The organism is Neisseria sp. 74A18, from assembly GCF_001308005.1.
In the GTDB taxonomy this organism is placed as follows: Bacteria; Pseudomonadota; Gammaproteobacteria; order Burkholderiales; family Neisseriaceae; genus Neisseria; species Neisseria dumasiana.
In genome coordinates this window covers 1-19,499 of record NZ_LGZA01000023.1, presented here as the reverse complement: position 1 = coordinate 19,499, position 19,499 = coordinate 1, and the positions used below count along the sequence as shown (strand labels likewise).

Sequence of the window (19,499 nt, the reverse complement as noted above, 5' to 3'; positions counted from 1 at the left end):
TGCCGCCCGTTGGTGAGCAGGCGGGTTTCACGGCAGGGGCGGGATGTTGGAATTGATCCGTACACGTTATTTTTTCAATGTTTAATCTTTCCAACGATTCAACGGGTGGGTGGTTTTATTTATAATTGAGAGTCATTCACAACAAACAATACAGGAAAGAGCAAAATGACAAAAAAAGTAGGTAACAAAGTTGCCATTATCGGCACGGGTGCGGTCGGCATCAGTTATGCGTATTCCATGCTCAATCAAGGGCATTGCGACGATATGGTGTTGATTGACCTCAACCGCAAACGTGCGGAAGGCGAAGCACGCGATTTGCGCCACGGTGTGCCTTACGCCGTTACGCCCACGCGGATTTTTGTAGGCGATTATGCCGATTGTTCGGATGCCGATATCGTGTGTATCTGTGCCGGTTTGCCGCAGCGTCCCGGCGAAACGCGGCTCGATTTGATTGACAACAATCTCAAAATTTTCCACAGCATCGTTACTTCGGTAATGGCTTCGGGCTTCGAAGGTATTTTTCTGGTGGCCACCAACCCTGTGGACGTATTGTCGTATGCAACATGGAAGTTTTCCGGCCTGCCTAAAGAACGGGTAATCGGTTCGGGAACCATACTCGATACCGCCCGCCTGCGCGTGTGTTTGGGCAACGAATTCAAAGTGGCTCCGGTCAGCATTGATGCCATGATGATCGGGGAGCACGGCGACAGCGTGATTGCGGCATGGAGTACCGCCAATATTGCCGGTATGCCGTTGAAAGAGATTTTGGAAAGCGAAGAAAACGGCAAAGAGCATATGGAAAAAATTTATGACTCCGTGCGCAATGCCGCTTACGACATCATAGATGCCAAAGGTTCGACCAGCTTGGCCATCGGCATGGGGTTGAGCCGTATTTCGAATGCGATTCTGCACAATCAGAATGTTGTGCTCACCATATCTACCCTGCTGGAAGGGGAGTTCGGTCAGGACGGCGTGTATATCGGCGTGCCGGCGGTGATTAACCGTCAGGGCGCGGTGCGGGTGATTAACAAGCCTTTGGATGAAAACGAATCGGCTTTATTCGCCGAATCGGCCGCATTGCTGAAAAGTTATCAGCTTAAAGTAGATGAGTTTTTAGCCAAAGTATAGTTTTCAGACGGCCTCAATCCCATAAAAAACCGCCTTAATGTGCCTGCAAGCGAATAGGCTGCGGCATACATTAAGGCGGTTTCAATCAGGTCAATCCTTACCAAATATCCGATTTGATGCGGCGTTTCAAAACCGGGTGTTCAGACAGTTTGAACACCGGCTCTTTGCCCATTTTCAGTTTGGCGGTGTAATCTTTCAGCAGCAGGAAGACCAGCGGGCTGAGTGCCAAAATAGCCAACAGGTTGATTAAAGCCATCGTGCCCATCGTTAAATCGGCCATATCCCAAACCAAAGGCACATGATTTACCGCGCCGAAATACACCATGCCCAGCACGCACATGCGGAACACCGCCAACACCAACCAATGGTTGTTGATAAATTGAATGTTGGATTCGGCGTAGGCATAGTTGCCGATAACGGTAGAAAAAGCAAACAGAAACAGCACAACGGCCAGAAAATCCGCACCCCATGCACCCACATGGCTCACGATGGCCGCTTGGGTAAGCTGCACGCCGGTCAGTTCGCCCGGCGTAACGTCAGACAGCAAAAGCAGGAAAGCGGTGCACGAACACACAATCAAGGTATCCACAAACACGCCCAGCATTTGAATCATGCCTTGGGAAACAGGATGTTTCACATCGGCCGCCGCCGCCGCATTCGGTGCGGAACCCTGTCCGGCCTCGTTGGAGTATAAACCGCGTTTGATACCGTTCATCATGGCGGCCGAAATCATCGAACCCAGCAGGCCGCCGCCGGCCGCTTCCACATTAAATGCAGAACCGAAAATCAAACCGAACACACGCGGGATTTCGGCAATATTGGTTACCATCACATACATGGCCAAGAGCAAATAGAGCGTAGCCATCACCGGCACAATGGCCTCGGCCACGCGCGATACCCTGCGGATGCCGCCGAAAATAATCGGTGCGGTCAAAATCACCAAAGCCACGCCCACGGCGTGTTTGTCCCAGCCCCATGCCACTTCGGTAGCCGCCACAATCGAGTTGGACTGCACCGCATTAAATACCAAGCCGAAACAGAAAATCAGGCTTACGGCAAACAGTATGCCCAGCCATTTCTGCCCCAATCCTTGCGTAATGTAGTAAGCAGGGCCGCCGCGGAATTGGCTGTTTTTATGGTCGCGCACTTTAAACAGTTGCGCCAACGAGGATTCGGCAAATGCCGAACTCATGCCGATTAATGCCGTAACCCACATCCAAAACACCGCGCCCGGGCCGCCCAAAGTAATGGCAATCGCCACGCCGGCAATATTGCCCACCCCCACGCGGCTGGCCAAGCCGGTCACAAACGCCTGAAACGGCGTGATACCGTGAGGGTCTTCACCTGCTTTTCTGCCGCCCAGCATTTCTTTGATACTGCGGCCGAACAGCCTGAATTGAACAAAACCGGTGGCAAGCGTGAAAAACAGACCGGTGCCGAGTAATAGGAAAATCAAGCCCTCCCAAAGCGGGGAGCTGATTTTATTGATCAGTGCGTGAAATGTTTGTATATCCATGATGAGGTTTCCGACTTGATTGTATGGCTTGAATCGAACCGTATGCTTGGCTCGAGCCTGAGTGAATACGGGCAATAAAGGCAGAGGCCTTTGCAAAACCCCCATCTGCGGCGCATTTCTGCGTTGTGCGCTGCTCGCTCGTTTGCCTATCTGTATGATATGTCTGCACTCGCTGCGCTGCTACGCCTTGAACTGCGTCCACATCTGAGGGTTTTGCAAAGGTCTCAGGCCGTCTGAAAGCAAAGCATTCTAATATAGATTGGGCGGAAACGAACAAGTTTTATAGTTGATTGGCTATAAACGATGAATATAACAGTTTGTTTGCTTGTGTCTATTTCAGCATCTGTATGCCTGCTTCCGCCAATACGGCTTGTGCCGCCAATGCGGCCGTATCCTTTTTCAACAGCAGGTGCAGTTCGTGAAAATCCCGTTTTAACGCGGCTACATCTTCAGGCGATTCATACCATTCGGCCACTGCTGCGGCCAGTTTTTCCGGTTCGGCATCATGTTGCAGCAGCTCCGGCACGGCACCCTTGCCCAGCAGGATATTGGGCAGGCCGACATGCGGCACGGTAATTTTGCGTTTTACATAAGCATAAGTAAGCGGAGAAATTTTATAGCTGATCACCATCGGCCGCTTGCACAATGCCACTTCCAGCGTGCCCGTGCCGCTGGTTACCAACACGACATCGGCGGCCGTACAGGCCAAGTCGGCGTGTGCAGACATCAGCTGTATCGGCAAGGCTCTGAATTCGGGCCGGTCGAGAATCTGCAATAAGCGTTGACGGGTGGCAACGGTAGCTACGGGGAGCAGAAAGCGGGCACTGGGATAGCGTTGCAGCAGCAGCTTGGCGGTGCGGAAGAAAATCGGCGCCATGTAGTCGATTTCGCTGACGCGGCTGCCGGGCATCAGGCAGAACACGGTTTCCCAGCCTTCGATTTTCATTCTCCGGCGTGCGGCCTGCTGGTCGGCTTCCAGCGGCATGGTTTGCGCCATAGGATGCCCCACAAACTCGGCTTGCCCTCCGGCTTGGCGGTAAAGTTCCGGTTCCATCGGAAACAGGCACAACACGCGGTTGACCTGATGAATGATGGTATTGACCCGTTCGCGCCGCCAAGCCCACACGGAAGGGCTGACGTAATGCACGGTGGGAATGCCGGCTTTTTTGAGTTTTTCGGCCACGCCGAGGTTGAAATCGGGTGCGTCTATGCCCACAAATACATCGGGGCGGATGTTTTTCATGTCGCGCACCAGCCCTTTGCGGATACTCAAAATTTCGGGCAGCCGTTTCACCACTTCGGCAAAGCCGCGCACGGCCAGTTTTTCTTGTTCGTACAGGCTTTCAAACCCTCGGGCCAGCATACGCGGGCCTCCGATGCCGATAAAACGCGCCTGAGGGCAACGCTGTTTGATGGCATCCATCAAATGCGCGCCGAGCAGGTCGCCCGATGCTTCGCCTACGCACAGGGCGATGGTAACGGGGCGGTGGTGTTGGGTAGGTGGGTTCATGAAGCTGGTTGGGTTATCGGATAACAAGGTAGCGGTTGGATAGGGCAGGTGGCTATGGTCAGTCAATTTAACTTTTACTGCGGCGTTGCTGCGCTGGCCGTATTACTCATACTTTATGCGATTTGCTGCCTTGTATTAAAAATTAAGTTGATTGACTATACATCTGTTGTTCGAGGCATCATCTTACTGAAATTTCAGCGGTGCATCTGTATTTTTTCCTGAGCGTTTCCGAATGATGATAAAAGACTAAAGACTATGGTCAATCAACTTAATTTTTACTATCAGGCTTAACAACGCCGTAGCAAAAATTAAGTTGATTGGCTATATCGGCTTGTGGGTTGGGGTGTTTCACAAACTGTATGATACCGTCTGAAAAAATGTTTCAGACGGCCTCTGTTAACGGATGATGCCGCGTGTGGACGTTTCAAAGAAGCGCTTGAACACGACCAGCTCGGGCGCGGTTTCGGCTTGTTTCAACACTTCGGCCTTCGCCTCTTCCAAACCCAAACCTTGGCGGTAAAGCGTTTTATAAACATTTTTCACGCGGCTGATTTGCTCGGGGGCGAATCCGTTGCGGCGCATGCCTTCGGTGTTGAGGCCGGCCGGTTCGGCGCGGTAGCCTGCGGCCATCACATACGGCGGCACGTCTTTATGTACGCCGGCGGCAAACGCGGTCATGGCGTAATCGCCGATTTGGCAGAATTGGAAAACCAGCGTGTAGCCGCCGAGAACAACATAGTCGCCGATGGTAACATGCCCCGCTAAAGAAGCGTTGTTGGCAAAAATGGTGTGGTTGCCGACCACGCAGTCGTGCGCGAGGTGCACATAAGCCATAATCCAGTTGTCGTCGCCGATGCGGGTTTCGCCGATGCCGGTTACGGTGCCGGTGTTGAAGGTGGTAAATTCGCGGATGGTGTTGCCGTTGCCGATAATCAGGCGGGTCGGCTCGTCGCGGTATTTTTTATCTTGGGGTTGCGCACCCAAGCTGGCAAATTGGAAAATTTTGTTGTGTTCGCCGATGGTGGTGTGGCCGTCGATAACCGCATGGGGGCCGATTTCGGTGTGGGCGCCGATTTGCACGTTCGCACCGATAACGGTGTAAGGGCCGACTTTTACGCTGCTGTCGAGTTCGGCTTTAGGGTCGATAACGGCGGTCGGGTGGATTAAGCTCATAGGAGGCTTCCCTTCTGTGAAAGGCCGTCTGAAATACCTGCATGGTGTTTTCAGACGGCCTTTTAAATATTTATAGTTCTACCGTGCGTTTGGCGCACATGATTTCTGCTTCTACGGCAATCTGACCTTCTACTTTGGCTACGGCTTTGAATTTGCCGATACCGCGTTTGTTGGCCATCAGCTCCACTTCGAAAACGAGTTGGTCGCCCGGAATCACTTGGCGTTTGAAACGGGCGTTGTCGATGCCGGCGAAGAAATAGATTTCTTCGGGATTGCGGCCGCCTTCGCTCAAAATGGCCAATGTGCCGCAAGCCTGTGCCAGCGCTTCGATAATCAGCACACCCGGCATCACGGGAAAATCGGGGAAATGGCCTTGGAAATGCGGTTCGTTCATGCTCACGTTTTTAATGGCCGTGAGGCTTTTCATGGATTCAAAGGCCGTGATGCGGTCGAGCAGCAAAAACGGATAGCGGTGGGGAATCAGCTTCTGAATGTCTTTAGCTTCAATCGGGAGGGTAATATCCATGATTATTCCTTATTATTTTCAGCGGATTGGAAAGTTTCAAGCGCTTGTTCGAGCTGCTTGATGCGTTTGTTCATTTCGCTCAGGTGGCGGATGTGGACGGCATTGCGCGCCCATTCTTTGTACGTCTGCATCGGGTAGGGGCCGGCAATGTGCTGGCCGCTTTCTTTGATGCTGTGGGTAATGCTGCTGCCGCCGCCGATGGTGGTTTTGTCGGCGATTTCGATATGGCCGACCGTGCCGACGCCGCCGCCGAGAATACAGTAATTGCCGATGGTAACGCTGCCTGAAATGCCGGTTTTCGCGGCAATCACGGTGTGTGAACCGATTTTGCAGTTGTGGCCGATTTGCACCTGATTGTCGATTTTGGTGCCGTTGCCGACCACGGTATCGCTCATGGCACCGCGGTCGATATTGCTGTTGGAGCCGATTTCCACGTCGTCACCCAGCGTAACGCCGCCGGTTTGCGGGATTTTAAACCAAGAGTCGCCTGCAAAAGCCAAGCCGAAACCGTCGGCACCGATGACGCAGCCGCTGTGGATTTCCACGCGGTTGCCCAGTGTGCAGCCGTAATAAATCACGGCATTGGGATGAATGACGACTTCGTTGCCGAGTTTACAGTCGTGCTCGACCACGGCGCCGGCCAAAATGCGGCATCCTTCGCCCAAAACGGTGTTGCCGCCGATATAAGCGTGTGCGCCGATTTCGCAGCTTGCGGGCACGGTGGCGGTGGGTTCGACCACGGCGGTCGGGTGTATGCCGGCTACGGCTTTCTCCACAGGCGAAAACAGACGCGCAACTTTGGCGAAATACAGGTAAGGGTCTTGCGCCACAATCAGGTTGCGGCCGGGAAATTCGTCGGCGGTTTTCGGGCTGACAATCACGGCACCGGCTGCGCTGCCGGCAACGTCGGCCTTGTATTTGGGGTTGGCCAGAAAACTGATGTGGTCTGCAGTGGCGTCTGCCAAAGGTTGTACCGCAGCGATGCTGATGTCTTCGCCGCGCCATTCGCCGCCTAATTCGGCCACAATTTGCGATAAGGTGTAAAAAGCTGGAGTCATGTATTAAGGCCGTCTGAAAAAACAGCTGCCTGTAATGGCAAACCTCAGCCGCTTTGTTGAAACGGAATGACGGTTTGCCGACAGGCACCTGCGGTTAGCGTGCGTTTAAGGCTTTGATCACGCTGTCGGTAATATCGTATTTGCTGTTGACGTAAATCACGTCTTGCAAAATCAGGTCGTAGCCTTCTTTTTTCGCCAAATCGATGATGACACGGTTGGCATTTTGCTGAAGGGCGGCAAACTCTTCGTTGCGGCGCAGGTTGTATTCTTCGGCAAGCTGTGCCTGCTGGAGACGGAATTTCTGCACCAGTTCGCCCAGTTCGCGCACCGCATCTTCATGCGCACTTTGGGAAAGTTTGCCGGAAGCCAGTTTTTTTTCGACCGCTTCGCCTTCTTTGCGGATTTTATCCAAAGCTTTTTGCCGGCCGTCGAATTCTTTTTCCAGCGTTTTCTGAATACGTTGCGCCTGCTTGGATTCCTGATAAACACGTTCGGTGTTGATGAATCCGAGTTTCTGCACGCCTTCGGCAACTGCGTTGCCCATCAGGCCCAAGCCCAATGCGGCAACGGCAAGTTTGCCCATCAAATGCGATGTTTTGCTCATAACTTTCCTCAATTGGCTCTTATCCCGGTTTCCGAATTAGAAAGTGGTGCCCAATTGGAATTGGAAACGCTGGATTTCATCGCCCTGTTTTTTCTTAAGCGGATAAGCATAGCTGAACTTCATAGGGCCAAGCGGCGACAACCAAGTAACGGCGGCACCGGCAGAATAGCGCAGCTCTTCTTTAAAGGTGGATTTGTGTACGGCGTCTTTGCCGTAAACGTTTTGGGCAGCACCTGTGGTGTGGAAAGGATCGCTGCTGCTGTTGTTGTAGGTTTTGCCGTCCCATACGCTGCCGGCATCTGCAAACATGCTCAAACGCACGGTGCGCGAGTCTTTAATACCCGGCATCGGGAACAGCAATTCGGCACTTACGTTGGCTTTTTTGTTGCCGCCGTAGCTGATCACTTCGCCGTAACGGTCGTAAACTTTCGGCCCCAAAGTACCGCTTTCGAACCCGCGTACCGAACCTAAGCCGCCGCCGTAGAAGTTTTCAAAGAACGGCATATTTTTGGTTTTTCCGTAGCCGTTGCCGTAGCCTACTTCGCCGCCCAACATCAGAGTCAGCTGTTTGCTCAACGGGAAGAACCACGTTTGGTTGTGGGTCAGCGTGTAGTATTTCAATTTGCTGCCCGGCAGACCGATTTCGCCGTTTACATTGGTCAGGTAGCCGCGGGTCGGCCACAGGGCGTTATCGGTTTTGTTGCGTCCCCAGCCGATATTGCCTTTATATACCCAACCTTTGAACTTGCCGATGCCGTTGGTGCCTTTGCCGTGCTCGTCGATAAACTCGCGATAGCGTTTGGGCGCGCCCTCGTAGGTGTTTACGGTTAAATGTTCCGCACCCAAGCCGAAGTTCACGCGGTCGTATTCGGTAACCGGCACGCCCATACGCAGCCCGGTGCCGAGTGTGGTGGTTTTGTATTGGTGGGTGCTGGAAGAAGATTTACGCGGGTCGTACACTTTGCCGTAGATATCGTAGCCCAAGCTCACGCCGTCGGGTGTGAAATACGGCTCGGTAAACGATAAAGAGGCATTCTGGGTGGTTTTGCTGCGCGATATACGGGCAGAAACCGATTTGCCGGTGCCGAACAGGTTGTCTTGCGCCACGCCGGCCGACATAACCAAACCGGTATCCTGCACCCAGCCTGCGCTCAAGTCGAGCGAGCCGGTGGAGCGTTCTTTGAGCGACATATCCAAATCAACTTGGTCGGGCGTGCCTTCTACGGGTTTGGCATCAAATTTGACATCGTCGAAGTAACCTAACAACTCAACGCGCTCTTTGGAGCGTTGCAGCTTGGAAACATCGTAAGGCGCGGCTTCCATTTGGCGCAATTCGCGGCGGATCACTTCGTCGCGGGTTTTGTTGTTGCCCGAAATATTGATTTCGTTGACATAAACTTTACGGCCGGGTTCGACATTCAGCACAAAATCGACAATGCCGGTTTCGGTATTGGGAACGGGTTGGACATTGATCTCGCTGAAAGCGTAACCGGCGCTGCCCATGGCCGTTTGCATCGCTTGCAGGCTGTCGACCATTTTTTGGCGCTCGTACAGACGGCCTTCTTTCATTTTCAGCATTTTGTACAAATCTTCTTTGGCCACTTCACGGGTGTCGCCTTCAATTTGTACTTTGCCCCAGCGGTAGCGCGGGCCTTCGTGTACTTTTACGGTAATGGTTTGTTTGGTTTTGTCTTCGTTGGTGTCAATCTGCGTATCTAAAATACGGGCTTCGAAGTAACCGTTGTTTTGGTAAAACTCGGTTACGCGCTCCATATCTTGGGCAAATTTTTCTTCGTTGAACTGATTGCTTTTGGTCAGCCAGCTGAAAAGGGTTTTTTCGCTGAGCGACATTTGTTTGCGCAGTTTGCGGTCTGAATATTTTTCGTTGCCTTCAAACTCGATATCGACGATTTTGGTGCTTTTGCCTTCTTCGATTTTCACGTCGATAGCCACGCGGTTGCGTGCGAGTTTGGAAACGGTGGGTGTGATTTGTACCGATTGTTTGCCGCGGTTGATGTATTCCTGTTTGAGGCCGGCAACGGCTTCGTTAAGCGTGGCTTGGTTGAAAGGTTGGGATTGCGCCAAGCCGAAAGCATCGAAATTTTTCTTGATGGCATCGTTGGGCAGCATTTTGGCACCGGTAACGTTCAGGCTGCTGATGGTAGGCCGCTCTACAACGGTGAGCAGAACCTGATTGCCCAGGGTTTCTACGCGCACGTCGTCGAAAAAGCCGGTGGCATAGAGATTTTTAATGATTTCTTCACTCTTGGCGTCGGTAAAAGTATCGCCGATTTTAACGGGCAGATAGTTGAAAACCGTGCTCGGTTCGGTACGTTGCAGGCCTTCTACACGGATATCCTGAATGGTGAAGTCGGCCAAGGCGAGGGGCGAGAGGCCGATTAACGTTAAGGTTGCAGCAATCTGTTTCAATTTCATAACATTTATCCAAACAAACGGGTTATATCGTTAAAGAAAGCCACCATCATCATCATCATCATGACGGCAAGGCCGAAGCGCAAGCCGATGGCCTGTATGCGCTCGCTCAGCGGTTTTCCGCGTATCCATTCGGCGGCATAATACACCAAATGCCCGCCGTCCAAAACAGGCACCGGCAATAAATTCATGATTCCTAAACTGATACTGACGAGTGCGAGAAATTCCAAATAACTCTGCAAACCGTGTTCGGCGGTTTTGCCCGCCACATCGGCAATCGTTACGGGGCCGGAAATATGCTTTAACGATGCTTGGCCGGTAATCAGTTTGCCGAAAAACTGCACGGTCATGGTGGAGTATTTGACGGTTCGTTCCCAACCCATTTGGAAAGCTTCTGCCAAGCCGGGTTGGTATTCACGGGTGATTTTTTCCATCCATGCTTTGTCGCTTTGCGGTGCCACGCCGGCTTTACCGACGAGTGTGCCGTCTGAAAGCTCTTCTGAGTTGGGGCGTAAATGGGTTTCGGCTGTTTGGCCTTCGCGGCGGTACTGTATGAGCAGGTTTTTACCGGGGCTTTGGCGGAATATTTCCGCCCATTCCGCCCAAGTGTGGATTTCGCGGCCTTCTGCGGCGATGAGGGTGTCGCCTGCTTTCAGTCCGGCCATTTCGGCAGGGCTGCCGGCAGCTACTTGGCTGAGTGTATTGGTGATTTTTACCGGCAGCAAACCGATGTGGCCTTGTTGTTTGATTACTTTTTCGGCCTCGGGCGTGCCGGCAATATTGATCGAGCGCAGCGCATTGCTGCCGGTGGGGGTTTCTACGGCAACATCGACTTTGCCTGCTTCGAGATTCAATACGATTTCGTTGCGTGCGTCTGCCCAATCATCAACTGCCACACCGTTGACCGAAAGCATTTTGTCGCCCGGCACGAAGCCTGCGCGGGCGGCGATGCTGGCGGGTTCGACCGTGCCGACAAACGGGCGCAGTTCGGTTACGCCGAATGAAAAGCTCAGGCCGTAAAGCAGCACGGCCAAAATCAGGTTGGTGAGCGGGCCGGCTGCCACGATGGCGATGCGTTTGGCAGGATGCTGTTTGTCGAAAGCGTAGGGCAGGTCGGCTTCAGACACATTGCCTTCGCGGGTATCGACCATTTTCACATAGCCACCTAACGGGATAGGAGCCAAACACCATTCGGTGTCGCCGCGTTTTTTCTTTAGAAACGGTTTGCCGAAGCCTACGGAAAAGCGCACGACTTTCACGCCGCACAAGCGTGCGACGATATAGTGGCCGAATTCGTGAAGGCTGACCAAAATCAGAATGGCTACGATAAAAGCCAAGATGGTGTTCAACATGATTCCCCAAAATATTGCTGTATGTTTTTTTTCAGACGGCCTGTGTGCTTTGAGGCCGTCTGAAAAATGTTTCATTGTATAAGAAGAAGCGGCGGATATAACAAGCGGGTTTGCACAATGATTACAGAACTTTATAAAACCGTTAGGCCGGTAAAATGCCTATTGGTTTCAGACGGCCTGTAAATTATCGGCACATTTTCAAGTGAGGTTGCCGCCGCGGGTTTATTTTATAGCCAATGTGCTGATGCCTTTTTGCGCTTGAATGCGGGTTTGCGCATCTTGTGCGAGCAGGCTGTCGATATCGCCGATGCCGTCTGAAAAGCCTTGCTCCAAGCAGTGCGACACAATGCGGGCGATGTCGGTAAAGCGGATTTTTCCGGCGAGGAACGCGGCAACGGCTTCTTCGTTGGCGGCATTGAGTACGCACGGCGCGCCGCCGCCGGTTTCCATCGCTTCGTAAGCGAGTTTCAGGCACGGAAAGCGTTTGAAATCGGGTTCGCGGAAGGTGAGGGCGGACAGCGTGCCGAAGTTTAATGCACTCACGCCCGATTCGATGCGTTCGGGCAGCCCCAAGCAATAGGCAATCGGCGTACGCATGTCGGGAGTGCCCATTTGTGCCAACACCGAGCCGTCGCGGTAGCGCACCATGCTGTGAATCACGCTTTGCGGATGAATGACTGCTTCGAGCTTGTCGGGCGGGCAGTTAAACAGCCAATGCGCTTCAATCAGCTCCAAGCCTTTGTTCATCATGGTGGCGGAATCAACGGAGATTTTCTGCCCCATCGACCAATTCGGATGTTTGACCGCCTGTGCGGGGGTGATGTGGTCGAAGGCGGCCAAATCGGTATCGAGAAACGGCCCGCCGGAGGCGGTTAGTATGATGGATTCGATGCCGTGCGCATTCAGACGGCCTGAATAATCGTGCGGCAATACTTGGTAAATGGCGTTGTGTTCGCTGTCCACCGGCAGGATTTGGGCACCGTTGGCTCGCGCGGTTTCCATAAACAGGGCGCCGGAAACCACCAGCGTTTCTTTGTTGGCCAAATAAATGGTTTTGCCTTTTCGGGCGGCAGCCAGCGCGGAGGGCAGGCCGGCTGCGCCGACAATCGCCGCCATCACGCCGGTTACTTCGTCGGCGGCGGCAATGTCGATAAGCGCTTGTGCGCCGTATAACACTTCGGTGTTGCAGTCGGCCGGTTCTAAAAGCTGCTCCAATGCGGCGGCGTGTTCGGCATCGGCCACAACGGCAAATTCGGGCTTGAAACGCTCGCATTGTGCGGCGAGCTTCTGAACCTGTTTGTGTCCGGCCAGTGCGAAAATGCGGAATTTTTCAGGATGGCGCGATACGACATCGAGCGTGTTTTCGCCTATGCTGCCGGTGCTGCCGAGTATGGTTAAAACGTGTTGTGTCATGATGGTTCTTTATGTGAGGCCGTCTGAAGACGGGTTGAGCGGGCTTGCAGACGCCTCGGTTTTGCTTAATCGCTTAATCTATGTTGTATTCAATCGTGACCACCAATCGAACCTGTTTACCGATGGTGGATTTGTCGTAGGTGCCGCCGTAGTCTTCTTCTTCAGCACCTTTGCCGCTGTCGGCATAAATATTAAATGAACCCTGCGAGGCGGAACGCATTTTGCCTACTTGGCCGCCGCCGGTTTTGGCAAATTCCTGAGCGCGTTTGTGGGCATCGTCGGTGGCTTGGTTAATCAGTTCGCGTTTGATGGTTTCCAAATTGCCGAGCAGGTATTGCGGATCGGAAAAGTCGATCAGTTCGTTTTGGGCGCGCAGATTCAGAATGGCTTTATGGGCTTTTTGAATGTTACCCAGTTTATCGGTGCGCACGGTAATGGTTTGCGTGCCGTCGTAACCGTTGGGAACGCGGCGTTCGTTGCGGTGTTCGTCGTATTCGGTGATGTAGGCACGGGTGATTTCAGGCGTGCCGGTTTGGATTTCGTTTTCGGCAAAGCCTTGTTCGAGTAAAAACTTTTTCAATTTGGGGCGTTGTTTTTTCAGCGCGTCCAACACTTCTTGATAGGTGTCGGCATGAAGGCTCACCGAAGTGTTCCATTGTGCATGGTCGGATTGGAAATTTTTTTCGGCCAAGCCTTTCACGGTGATGGTGCCGGGCTGGCGGAAGTTTTTAAACTGCGTGCCGAGTATAAAGGCCGCCGCAATCAAGCCTGCGGCCAGCAGCCCGCCCAAAACGCCCAAGCCTTTCGATAGGGATAAGTTTTTTTCCGACATGGTTTCGTGCTCCTGTTGTTAAGGCCGTCTGAAAAATACAAAGTGTGTCAGCCGAACACAACCATCATGGCCGTGTAAACACTGATTACTGCAATCAGGCTGTCGGTGCGGTCGAATACGCCGCCGTGCCCCGGCAGCAGGTTGCTGCTGTCTTTGAAGCCGGCGGAGCGTTTGAACCAGCTTTCGAGCAAGTCGCCGCCGATGCTGACTGCCGTGAGTATCCAGCCTACCAACACCGCGCCGAACCATGAAACATCAAACGCCAGCCATCCTGCATTCCACACCGAAACCATATACACGGCAACGAACAGCGCACCGCCGATTGCGCCTTCCCAGCTTTTGCCGGGGCTGATGGACGGGGCGAGTTTGCGTTTTCCGAATGCTTTACCGCAAAAATAGGCGAAAATGTCTGCTATCCACACCAAACCCATAACGGCGAGCAGCGAAAGTGCGGCATCGGTGTTCGGGCGCAGGCTGTTCAGGGCAAACCAAAAAGGCAGAACGATGATCAGGCCGGTGGCATAGGCTTTCCAGTCTGCCTTCAACTGCCATTTTTTATACAGCCACAAAGGCATGACCAGCAGCCAAAATGCCAGCACCAACAGCCATGAAAAAACGGGCAGCGTCCACCCGCCAGCATAAGCGGTAAGGCCGAAAAAAGCCGTGGCAGCCAAAAAATGATGGTTTTGGGCTTTTTCCATGCCGCTTAAGCGGGCGTACTCCCACAAAACCAGCAGGGCGATCAGGCCGGTAAAAAATGCCCATAGGCCGTCTGAAGCCCAAAACAGCATGCCCAACATCAGGGGCAGCAGAATCAAAGCGGTAATGACGCGTTGTTTTAACATGGGTTATTCGCTCCGTTGCTGTTCAGGCGGAAGCTGTTCGGACGTGCGGCCGAAACGCCTTTCACGTTTTTGAAACGACTGCACGGCCGCATCCAGCGCGGCACTGTCGAAATCCGGCCACAGGGTGTCGGTGAAATAAAGTTCGGTATAAGCCAGTTGCCACAGCAGAAAATTGCTGATGCGGGTTTCTCCGCCGGTGCGGATAAACAAATCCGGCTCGGGAGCATCGGGCAGCATCAGGTGCCGGGCAAGCATGTCTTCGGTAATTTCGGTAACACCTTCTTGAATCAGGCGGTTGGCCGCTTGGAGAATATCCCAGCGGCCGCCGTAGTCGGCAGCGATGGTAATCGTAAGCCCCGTATTGGCGGCGGTAAGCCGTTCTGCCTGTTCAATGCCGGTGCGGATGTCTTCGCTGAAACGGCTGCGGTTGCCGATTACCTTTACCCGCATATTGTTTTCGTGCAGGTGTTGTACTTGCTTTTGCAGCGCCTGTAAAAACAAACCCATCAGAAAAGAAACTTCGTCTTCGGGGCGGCGCCAGTTTTCGGTTGAAAAAGCGAACACCGTTAAATACTGCACACCCAGTTCGGCACAGCGTTTGACCATGTTTTCCAAAGCATCCAAACCGCGCTTGTGCCCCATCACGCGGGGCAGGAAACGCTTTTTCGCCCAGCGGCCGTTGCCGTCCATAATCACGGCGATATGGCGCGGTATCTGAGTGTGTTCCAAAATGGTTTGCGTGCTGCTGCTCATCTGTTTGCCTTATGAAATAACAATAAATAAGGGTGTGTGGCGGACATGATTAACGGTTGTCCCAAGATGACGGGGAAGCGTTGGAAGCCGTCTGAAAAGGTTTCAGACGGCCTTTTCTGATTATGATTATAGGTTATAAAAATTAAATCGCCATCAAATCTTCTTCTTTGGTGGCAAGCATTTTATCGACTTCGCCGATGTATTTGTCGGTGAGTTTTTGGATTTGGTCTTCGCCGCGGCGGGCATCGTCTTCAGAAATTTCTTTGTCTTTCAACAAGCGTTTGAAATCGTTGTTGGCATCGCGGCGTACGTTGCGGATGGCAACGCGGCCTTCTTCGGCTTCGCCGCGCACGACTTTGATCAGGTCTTTGCGGCGTTCTTCGGTGAGCATCGGCATCGGCACGCGGATCACGTCGCCCATAGCGGCAGGATTCAAGCCCAAATTCGATTCGCGGATGGCTTTTTCTACCGCCGCAGCCATATTGCTTTCATATACTTTCACGCCGATGGTACGGGCATCGAGCAAGGTGATGTTGGCCACTTGGCTCACTGATACGGGGCTGCCGTAATATTCCACTTCCACTTGATCCAGCAAACCGGTGTGGGCGCGGCCGGTGCGTACTTTGGCCAGGTTTTCACGCAATACTTCCAAAGAGCGCTGCATTTTGCTTTCGGCAGTTTTTTGAATGTCGTTAATCATTTGTACTCTTTCAAAATTATTAAAATCAATAGGATAAAGCTTGAATATGGCTGCAACGTATTTTTCAGACGGCCTTTGCAGCAGGATAACAAGCCATAGTACCGTGCTTGGCGGTTTCCGACAAGCGCGAAAGCCGATGCCGCCCGCCCAAAGCCTTGATGCGGCAATGAGGCGCACAGGCACAGAGCATCAAAGAACATCATTGGATAGCACGGCACATTGCCGATTGCGGCAAACGAGTGGGAAAGAAGGTTTTGATTTGTTATTTACAGATTAAAATCAGTAATTAATAATTAACATAAAGTAAAGATATTGCTATTTGAGTAAACAAAACTTAAAATAAATTGTTACCATATAACATTTCAAATAGTAAACCATGAAATATTCTAATTTTGCCATCTCCCCGCTGCTGCTGATATTGAGCACGCAAGTATGGGCGGAAGTTGAGACGGAACACAAACAAAACTTGGAAGAGGTAACGGTTGTCGGCAAACGCCAGCCGACGGCACAGCCGTTTACCGGCAACCGAAAAGCGAGCGATATGCTGATCAGCGGCGAAAAGCTCAAGAGCCGCTCGGCCACTTTGGGTAATGCTTTGGCCGGAGAGCTGGGCATTCACAGCAATCCTTTCGGCGGCGGGGCGAGTGCGCCGGTTATCCGCGGTCAGGAAGGCGTGCGGGTGAAGATTCTGCAAAACGGTTCGGATGTCGTCGATATGTCTTCACTCTCGCCCGACCATGCGGTAGCGGCCGATACGCTGCTGGCGCAAAGGGTGGAAGTATTGCGCGGCACGTCTACGCTGGCTTATGCCGCGGCATCCCCCGCCGGTGTGGTGAATATTGCCGATAAACGCATTCCGACTTCGGTGCCCGAAAAAGGTTACGAAGGCGAAACTGCCGTCCGCTTCGATACGGCGGCCAAAGAAAAAGCGGCAACCGCAGTCGTTACGTTCGGCTTGGGCGACAATATTGCCGTTCATGCAGAAGGGCTGACACGCCATTCCGACAATTACCGCGTTCGGGGAATCAATTTGGGCGAAACGCTGAAATATGTGCCGGACACCCATAACAAATCACATGTCGGCACGCTCGGGTTGTCTTGGGTGGGCAGCAAAGGGCATTTGGGTGCGTCATACACTTACCGCAAAGACCGCTACGGCCTGCCCGGGCACAACCATATGCTCGACCGTTGCAGCGGCCACATTTTCGACGTAACCACCGCATCGCCGATTGCACGCACTTATCTTTTGCCTTACCCGCATCTGATGGCTGACGAAGATGTTAACGATTCGCACCATTTCCATTGCGACAGCGAACATAACCAAAACAAAAAACACAGCCACGACAACGTGTACGGGCATAAACACGACCACAGCGGACCCGGCCCGTGGGTGGATATGAATGTGAAACGCTACGAATTGGCCGGCGAATGGAAACAGCCTTTTGCCGGTTTGAGTAAAATCAAGTTCTCAAGCGTGTACAGCAATTATTACCACGACGAGAAAAACGACGGTAAAGTCTATATCAGCCCCGACGACCCCGAAGACTACAAAAAGCGCAAGCTGAGAGACGGCATGGAGCAACAAGGCAAGCCTGATGCCATATTTGCCAACAGAGGCCTGAATACCCGCTTGGAGTTTTTCCACACCCCGATTGCCGGTTTCAACGGTATGGCCGGTATCCAATACCAAACCCAGAAAAGCAGCGCCCGCCGCGTCGCACCGCCTTTGAAACACGGCGAGCGATACATCAACGAGCGTAACCCGTTGGTAGAAAACACCAACAAACAGCTCAGCCTGTTTGCTTTGGAACAATACCGTATCGGCAATGTTCTGTTGGAAGGCGGCGTGCGTTGGGAGAAACAGCGCATTCCCATCCGTTACGATCAAGAACTGCTTGCGCGTTACGTTAAGCCCGGCACGCAGCAGCCCGATTTGAGCGCTTATTCGGAAAAAGCCTTTTCTTATTCGGGCGGCCTGCTGTGGGATTTCGCACCTTACTACCGCTTATCGCTCACCGCGTCCCACAACGAACGCCTGCCCACGCCGATGGAGCTGTATTATCACGGCAAACACTTGGCGACCAACTCATTTGAGTTCGGCAACAAGGGTTTGAGAAAAGAGCGTTCCAACAATGTTGAAATCGGCTTGAGTTACAGCGGCGAGAAATGGGACTATAAAATCAGTGCCTACCGCAACCGCTTTAAAAACTTCATCCATGCCGAAAACCTGCACCGCAGCGGCAATTTGTTTGTACGCCGTTATATCCAGTCGCAGGCACGTTTCCACGGCTTGGAAGGCGAAATCGGCTATCAATTTACTCCGCGGCATAAATTCACCGTGTTCGGCGACATCGTGCGGGGCAAACTGTTCGGCCTGCCGATTCTCTACGGCGACAAAATTTACCGCGAATACACCTGTATGGATGAAGACGGTTTGGAAGATACCTGTTTCGATGTTGTCGGACGCGAAACGGCACAGCGGCCCGACCGTTACGCACCGCGTGTACCGCCCGCACGCCTAGGCTTCAGATTGAACAGCGAATTCAACGAAAAATGGTCAACCTCGCTTGAATACACCCGCGTTTTCAATCAAAACCGCACCGCCGTTTCGGAGTTTCCGCGCAAATTTGACGACGATGAATTGGAAGAAAACGGCGCAAAACAAAGGCTCTATACCATCCCGGTATTGGAAGACCCCACCCGCGGCTACCATCTGTTGAATGCGGGCATCGCCTACCGCAACCGCGTAGGCAAAACGGAATATAAAGTGTCTTTGGATATGAACAACCTGCTCAACCAAAAGGTATATATCCACAATTCACACTTGCCGTATGTGCCGCAACCGGGAAGAAACTTTATTTTCGGTGTGAACGTGAAGTTCTAAACAGGCCGGTTTGAAGCTTTAGGCCGTCTGAAAACTGATTGCGGAAAAGCACAGGTTTCAGACGGCCTGAGACCTTTGCAAAACCCCACGCCAACAAACAGCCGGAACATTCTTCATCATGTTCCGGCTGTTTTTGCGTAAAAAGTAGGCAAATCACCCCTAAAATCCCCTTAAAGTGCCTCATTATGAGGCACTGCCTGCCTGTTCAGGCAGCAACAGGCACACCTATCCTGTTGGCCGCCTTCAACAGGTTCACACACATCGCCTTCAGGTGGCTTTGCGCCCTCACTTTGCCCAACCCAAAATAGGCTGCCCGGCCATAGCGGAATTTGCGGTGCAACGTACCAAAGCTTTGTTCCACCATATAGCGCACTTTCGCCAGCCGGCCGTTGCGGATTTTCTGCTCTTGGCTTAATGGGCAGCCACGGTGTGCTTTTTGCATGATGCCGTCTTTCAAGCCGCACGCTGCCAAATGTTGTCGGTTCTCCCGGCTGTCGTAGCCTTTATCCGCATAGACGGTGCTGCCTTCTGCGATGTCCGCCGGTAATGGCAGCAGGTGTTTGCACTCATGAGCATTGGCCGGAGTGATGTGCAGTTTCTCGATATAGCCGTCCGCATCGGTACGGGTGTGTTGTTTGTAGCCCGGATGGAAGCGGCCGTCTTTTTTGATCCACCCGGCATCCGGGTCTTTGCCGGGGGTGGTTTCGCCACAGACAACGCCTTCGTCATCCACTTCGATGGCCTGACGCTGTTTGCCGCCGGCCGTCTGAAT

General features: G+C 52.7%; 17 protein-coding genes. 3 read left to right on the top strand and 14 right to left on the bottom strand.

Going from position 1 to position 19,499, the window contains the following annotated elements:
* The first annotated feature begins 165 nt into the window (after nt 1-165).
* Nucleotides 166-1,128 (top strand): L-lactate dehydrogenase, encoded by a 963-nt coding sequence (locus AKG43_RS08115; protein ID WP_054600067.1) that lies wholly within the window; start codon nt 166-168, stop codon nt 1,126-1,128.
* A 97-nt stretch (nt 1,129-1,225) separates the two neighbouring features.
* Here the strand turns inward: AKG43_RS08115 and AKG43_RS08110 are convergent, their stop codons facing one another.
* Entirely contained in the window at nt 1,226-2,644 is a 1,419-nt protein-coding gene (locus AKG43_RS08110) for a sodium:alanine symporter family protein (protein ID WP_054600066.1), read from the bottom strand.
* A gap of 90 nt (nt 2,645-2,734) precedes the next feature.
* Here AKG43_RS08110 and AKG43_RS13335 point away from each other — a divergent pair, with 90 nt between their 5' ends.
* The gene (locus AKG43_RS13335; protein WP_082403033.1) at nt 2,735-2,881 is read left to right on the top strand and encodes a lipoprotein signal peptidase; all 147 of its coding nucleotides are present in this window, start codon (nt 2,735-2,737) and stop codon (nt 2,879-2,881) included.
* Nucleotides 2,882-2,975: 94 nt separating this feature from the next.
* On the opposite strand, the gene lpxB is transcribed toward AKG43_RS13335, so the two are convergent.
* The 12 genes from lpxB to frr all read right to left on the bottom strand — a co-directional run bounded on the left by lpxB (nt 2,976) and on the right by frr (nt 15,843).
* The gene (lpxB, locus tag AKG43_RS08105) at nt 2,976-4,154 is read right to left on the bottom strand and encodes a lipid-A-disaccharide synthase (RefSeq protein WP_054600065.1); all 1,179 of its coding nucleotides are present in this window, start codon (nt 4,152-4,154) and stop codon (nt 2,976-2,978) included.
* A 396-nt stretch (nt 4,155-4,550) separates the two neighbouring features.
* On the bottom strand, nt 4,551-5,327 hold the full coding sequence (gene lpxA / locus AKG43_RS08100; RefSeq protein WP_054600064.1) for an acyl-ACP--UDP-N-acetylglucosamine O-acyltransferase: 777 nt from the start codon (nt 5,325-5,327) through the stop codon (nt 4,551-4,553).
* Nucleotides 5,328-5,397: 70 nt separating this feature from the next.
* Nucleotides 5,398-5,853 carry a 3-hydroxyacyl-ACP dehydratase FabZ gene (gene fabZ, locus AKG43_RS08095; protein WP_054600063.1) on the bottom strand — a complete coding sequence of 152 codons (456 nt, stop codon included), beginning with the start codon at nt 5,851-5,853 and terminating at the stop codon, nt 5,398-5,400.
* A 2-nt stretch (nt 5,854-5,855) separates the two neighbouring features.
* The gene (gene lpxD / locus AKG43_RS08090; protein ID WP_054600062.1) at nt 5,856-6,911 is read right to left on the bottom strand and encodes a UDP-3-O-(3-hydroxymyristoyl)glucosamine N-acyltransferase; all 1,056 of its coding nucleotides are present in this window, start codon (nt 6,909-6,911) and stop codon (nt 5,856-5,858) included.
* A 94-nt stretch (nt 6,912-7,005) separates the two neighbouring features.
* Nucleotides 7,006-7,515: an OmpH family outer membrane protein gene (locus tag AKG43_RS08085; RefSeq protein ID WP_054600061.1), complete on the bottom strand. Its 510-nt coding sequence runs from the start codon at nt 7,513-7,515 to the stop codon at nt 7,006-7,008.
* 36 nt (nt 7,516-7,551) lie between these two features.
* On the bottom strand, nt 7,552-9,951 hold the full coding sequence (bamA, locus tag AKG43_RS08080) for an outer membrane protein assembly factor BamA (protein ID WP_054600060.1): 2,400 nt from the start codon (nt 9,949-9,951) through the stop codon (nt 7,552-7,554).
* Between the two features lie 5 nt (nt 9,952-9,956).
* Nucleotides 9,957-11,297, bottom strand: a complete 1,341-nt coding sequence (gene rseP, locus AKG43_RS08075; RefSeq protein WP_054600089.1) for an RIP metalloprotease RseP — start codon at nt 11,295-11,297, stop codon at nt 9,957-9,959.
* Nucleotides 11,298-11,522: 225 nt separating this feature from the next.
* Nucleotides 11,523-12,713 carry a 1-deoxy-D-xylulose-5-phosphate reductoisomerase gene (gene ispC / locus AKG43_RS08070; protein ID WP_054600059.1) on the bottom strand — a complete coding sequence of 397 codons (1,191 nt, stop codon included), beginning with the start codon at nt 12,711-12,713 and terminating at the stop codon, nt 11,523-11,525.
* Nucleotides 12,714-12,786: 73 nt separating this feature from the next.
* A complete protein-coding gene (locus tag AKG43_RS08065; RefSeq protein WP_054600058.1) occupies nt 12,787-13,545 on the bottom strand; it encodes an SIMPL domain-containing protein in 759 nt (252 codons plus the stop codon).
* A 47-nt stretch (nt 13,546-13,592) separates the two neighbouring features.
* Nucleotides 13,593-14,390, bottom strand: a complete 798-nt coding sequence (locus AKG43_RS08060; protein ID WP_054600057.1) for a phosphatidate cytidylyltransferase — start codon at nt 14,388-14,390, stop codon at nt 13,593-13,595.
* A gap of 3 nt (nt 14,391-14,393) precedes the next feature.
* Nucleotides 14,394-15,143, bottom strand: coding sequence for an isoprenyl transferase (locus AKG43_RS08055; protein WP_054600056.1), 750 nt, complete (start codon nt 15,141-15,143; stop codon nt 14,394-14,396).
* Between the two features lie 142 nt (nt 15,144-15,285).
* Nucleotides 15,286-15,843 carry a ribosome recycling factor gene (gene frr, locus AKG43_RS08050; protein ID WP_054600055.1) on the bottom strand — a complete coding sequence of 186 codons (558 nt, stop codon included), beginning with the start codon at nt 15,841-15,843 and terminating at the stop codon, nt 15,286-15,288.
* 376 nt (nt 15,844-16,219) lie between these two features.
* Between frr and AKG43_RS08045 the strand changes: the two genes are divergently transcribed.
* A complete protein-coding gene (locus tag AKG43_RS08045) occupies nt 16,220-18,727 on the top strand; it encodes a TonB-dependent receptor (RefSeq protein WP_054600054.1) in 2,508 nt (835 codons plus the stop codon).
* 205 nt (nt 18,728-18,932) lie between these two features.
* On the opposite strand, the gene AKG43_RS08040 is transcribed toward AKG43_RS08045, so the two are convergent.
* Nucleotides 18,933-19,499, bottom strand: a 567-nt coding sequence (locus AKG43_RS08040) for a transposase (protein WP_156300644.1), incomplete at its 5' end; no start/stop codon positions are given.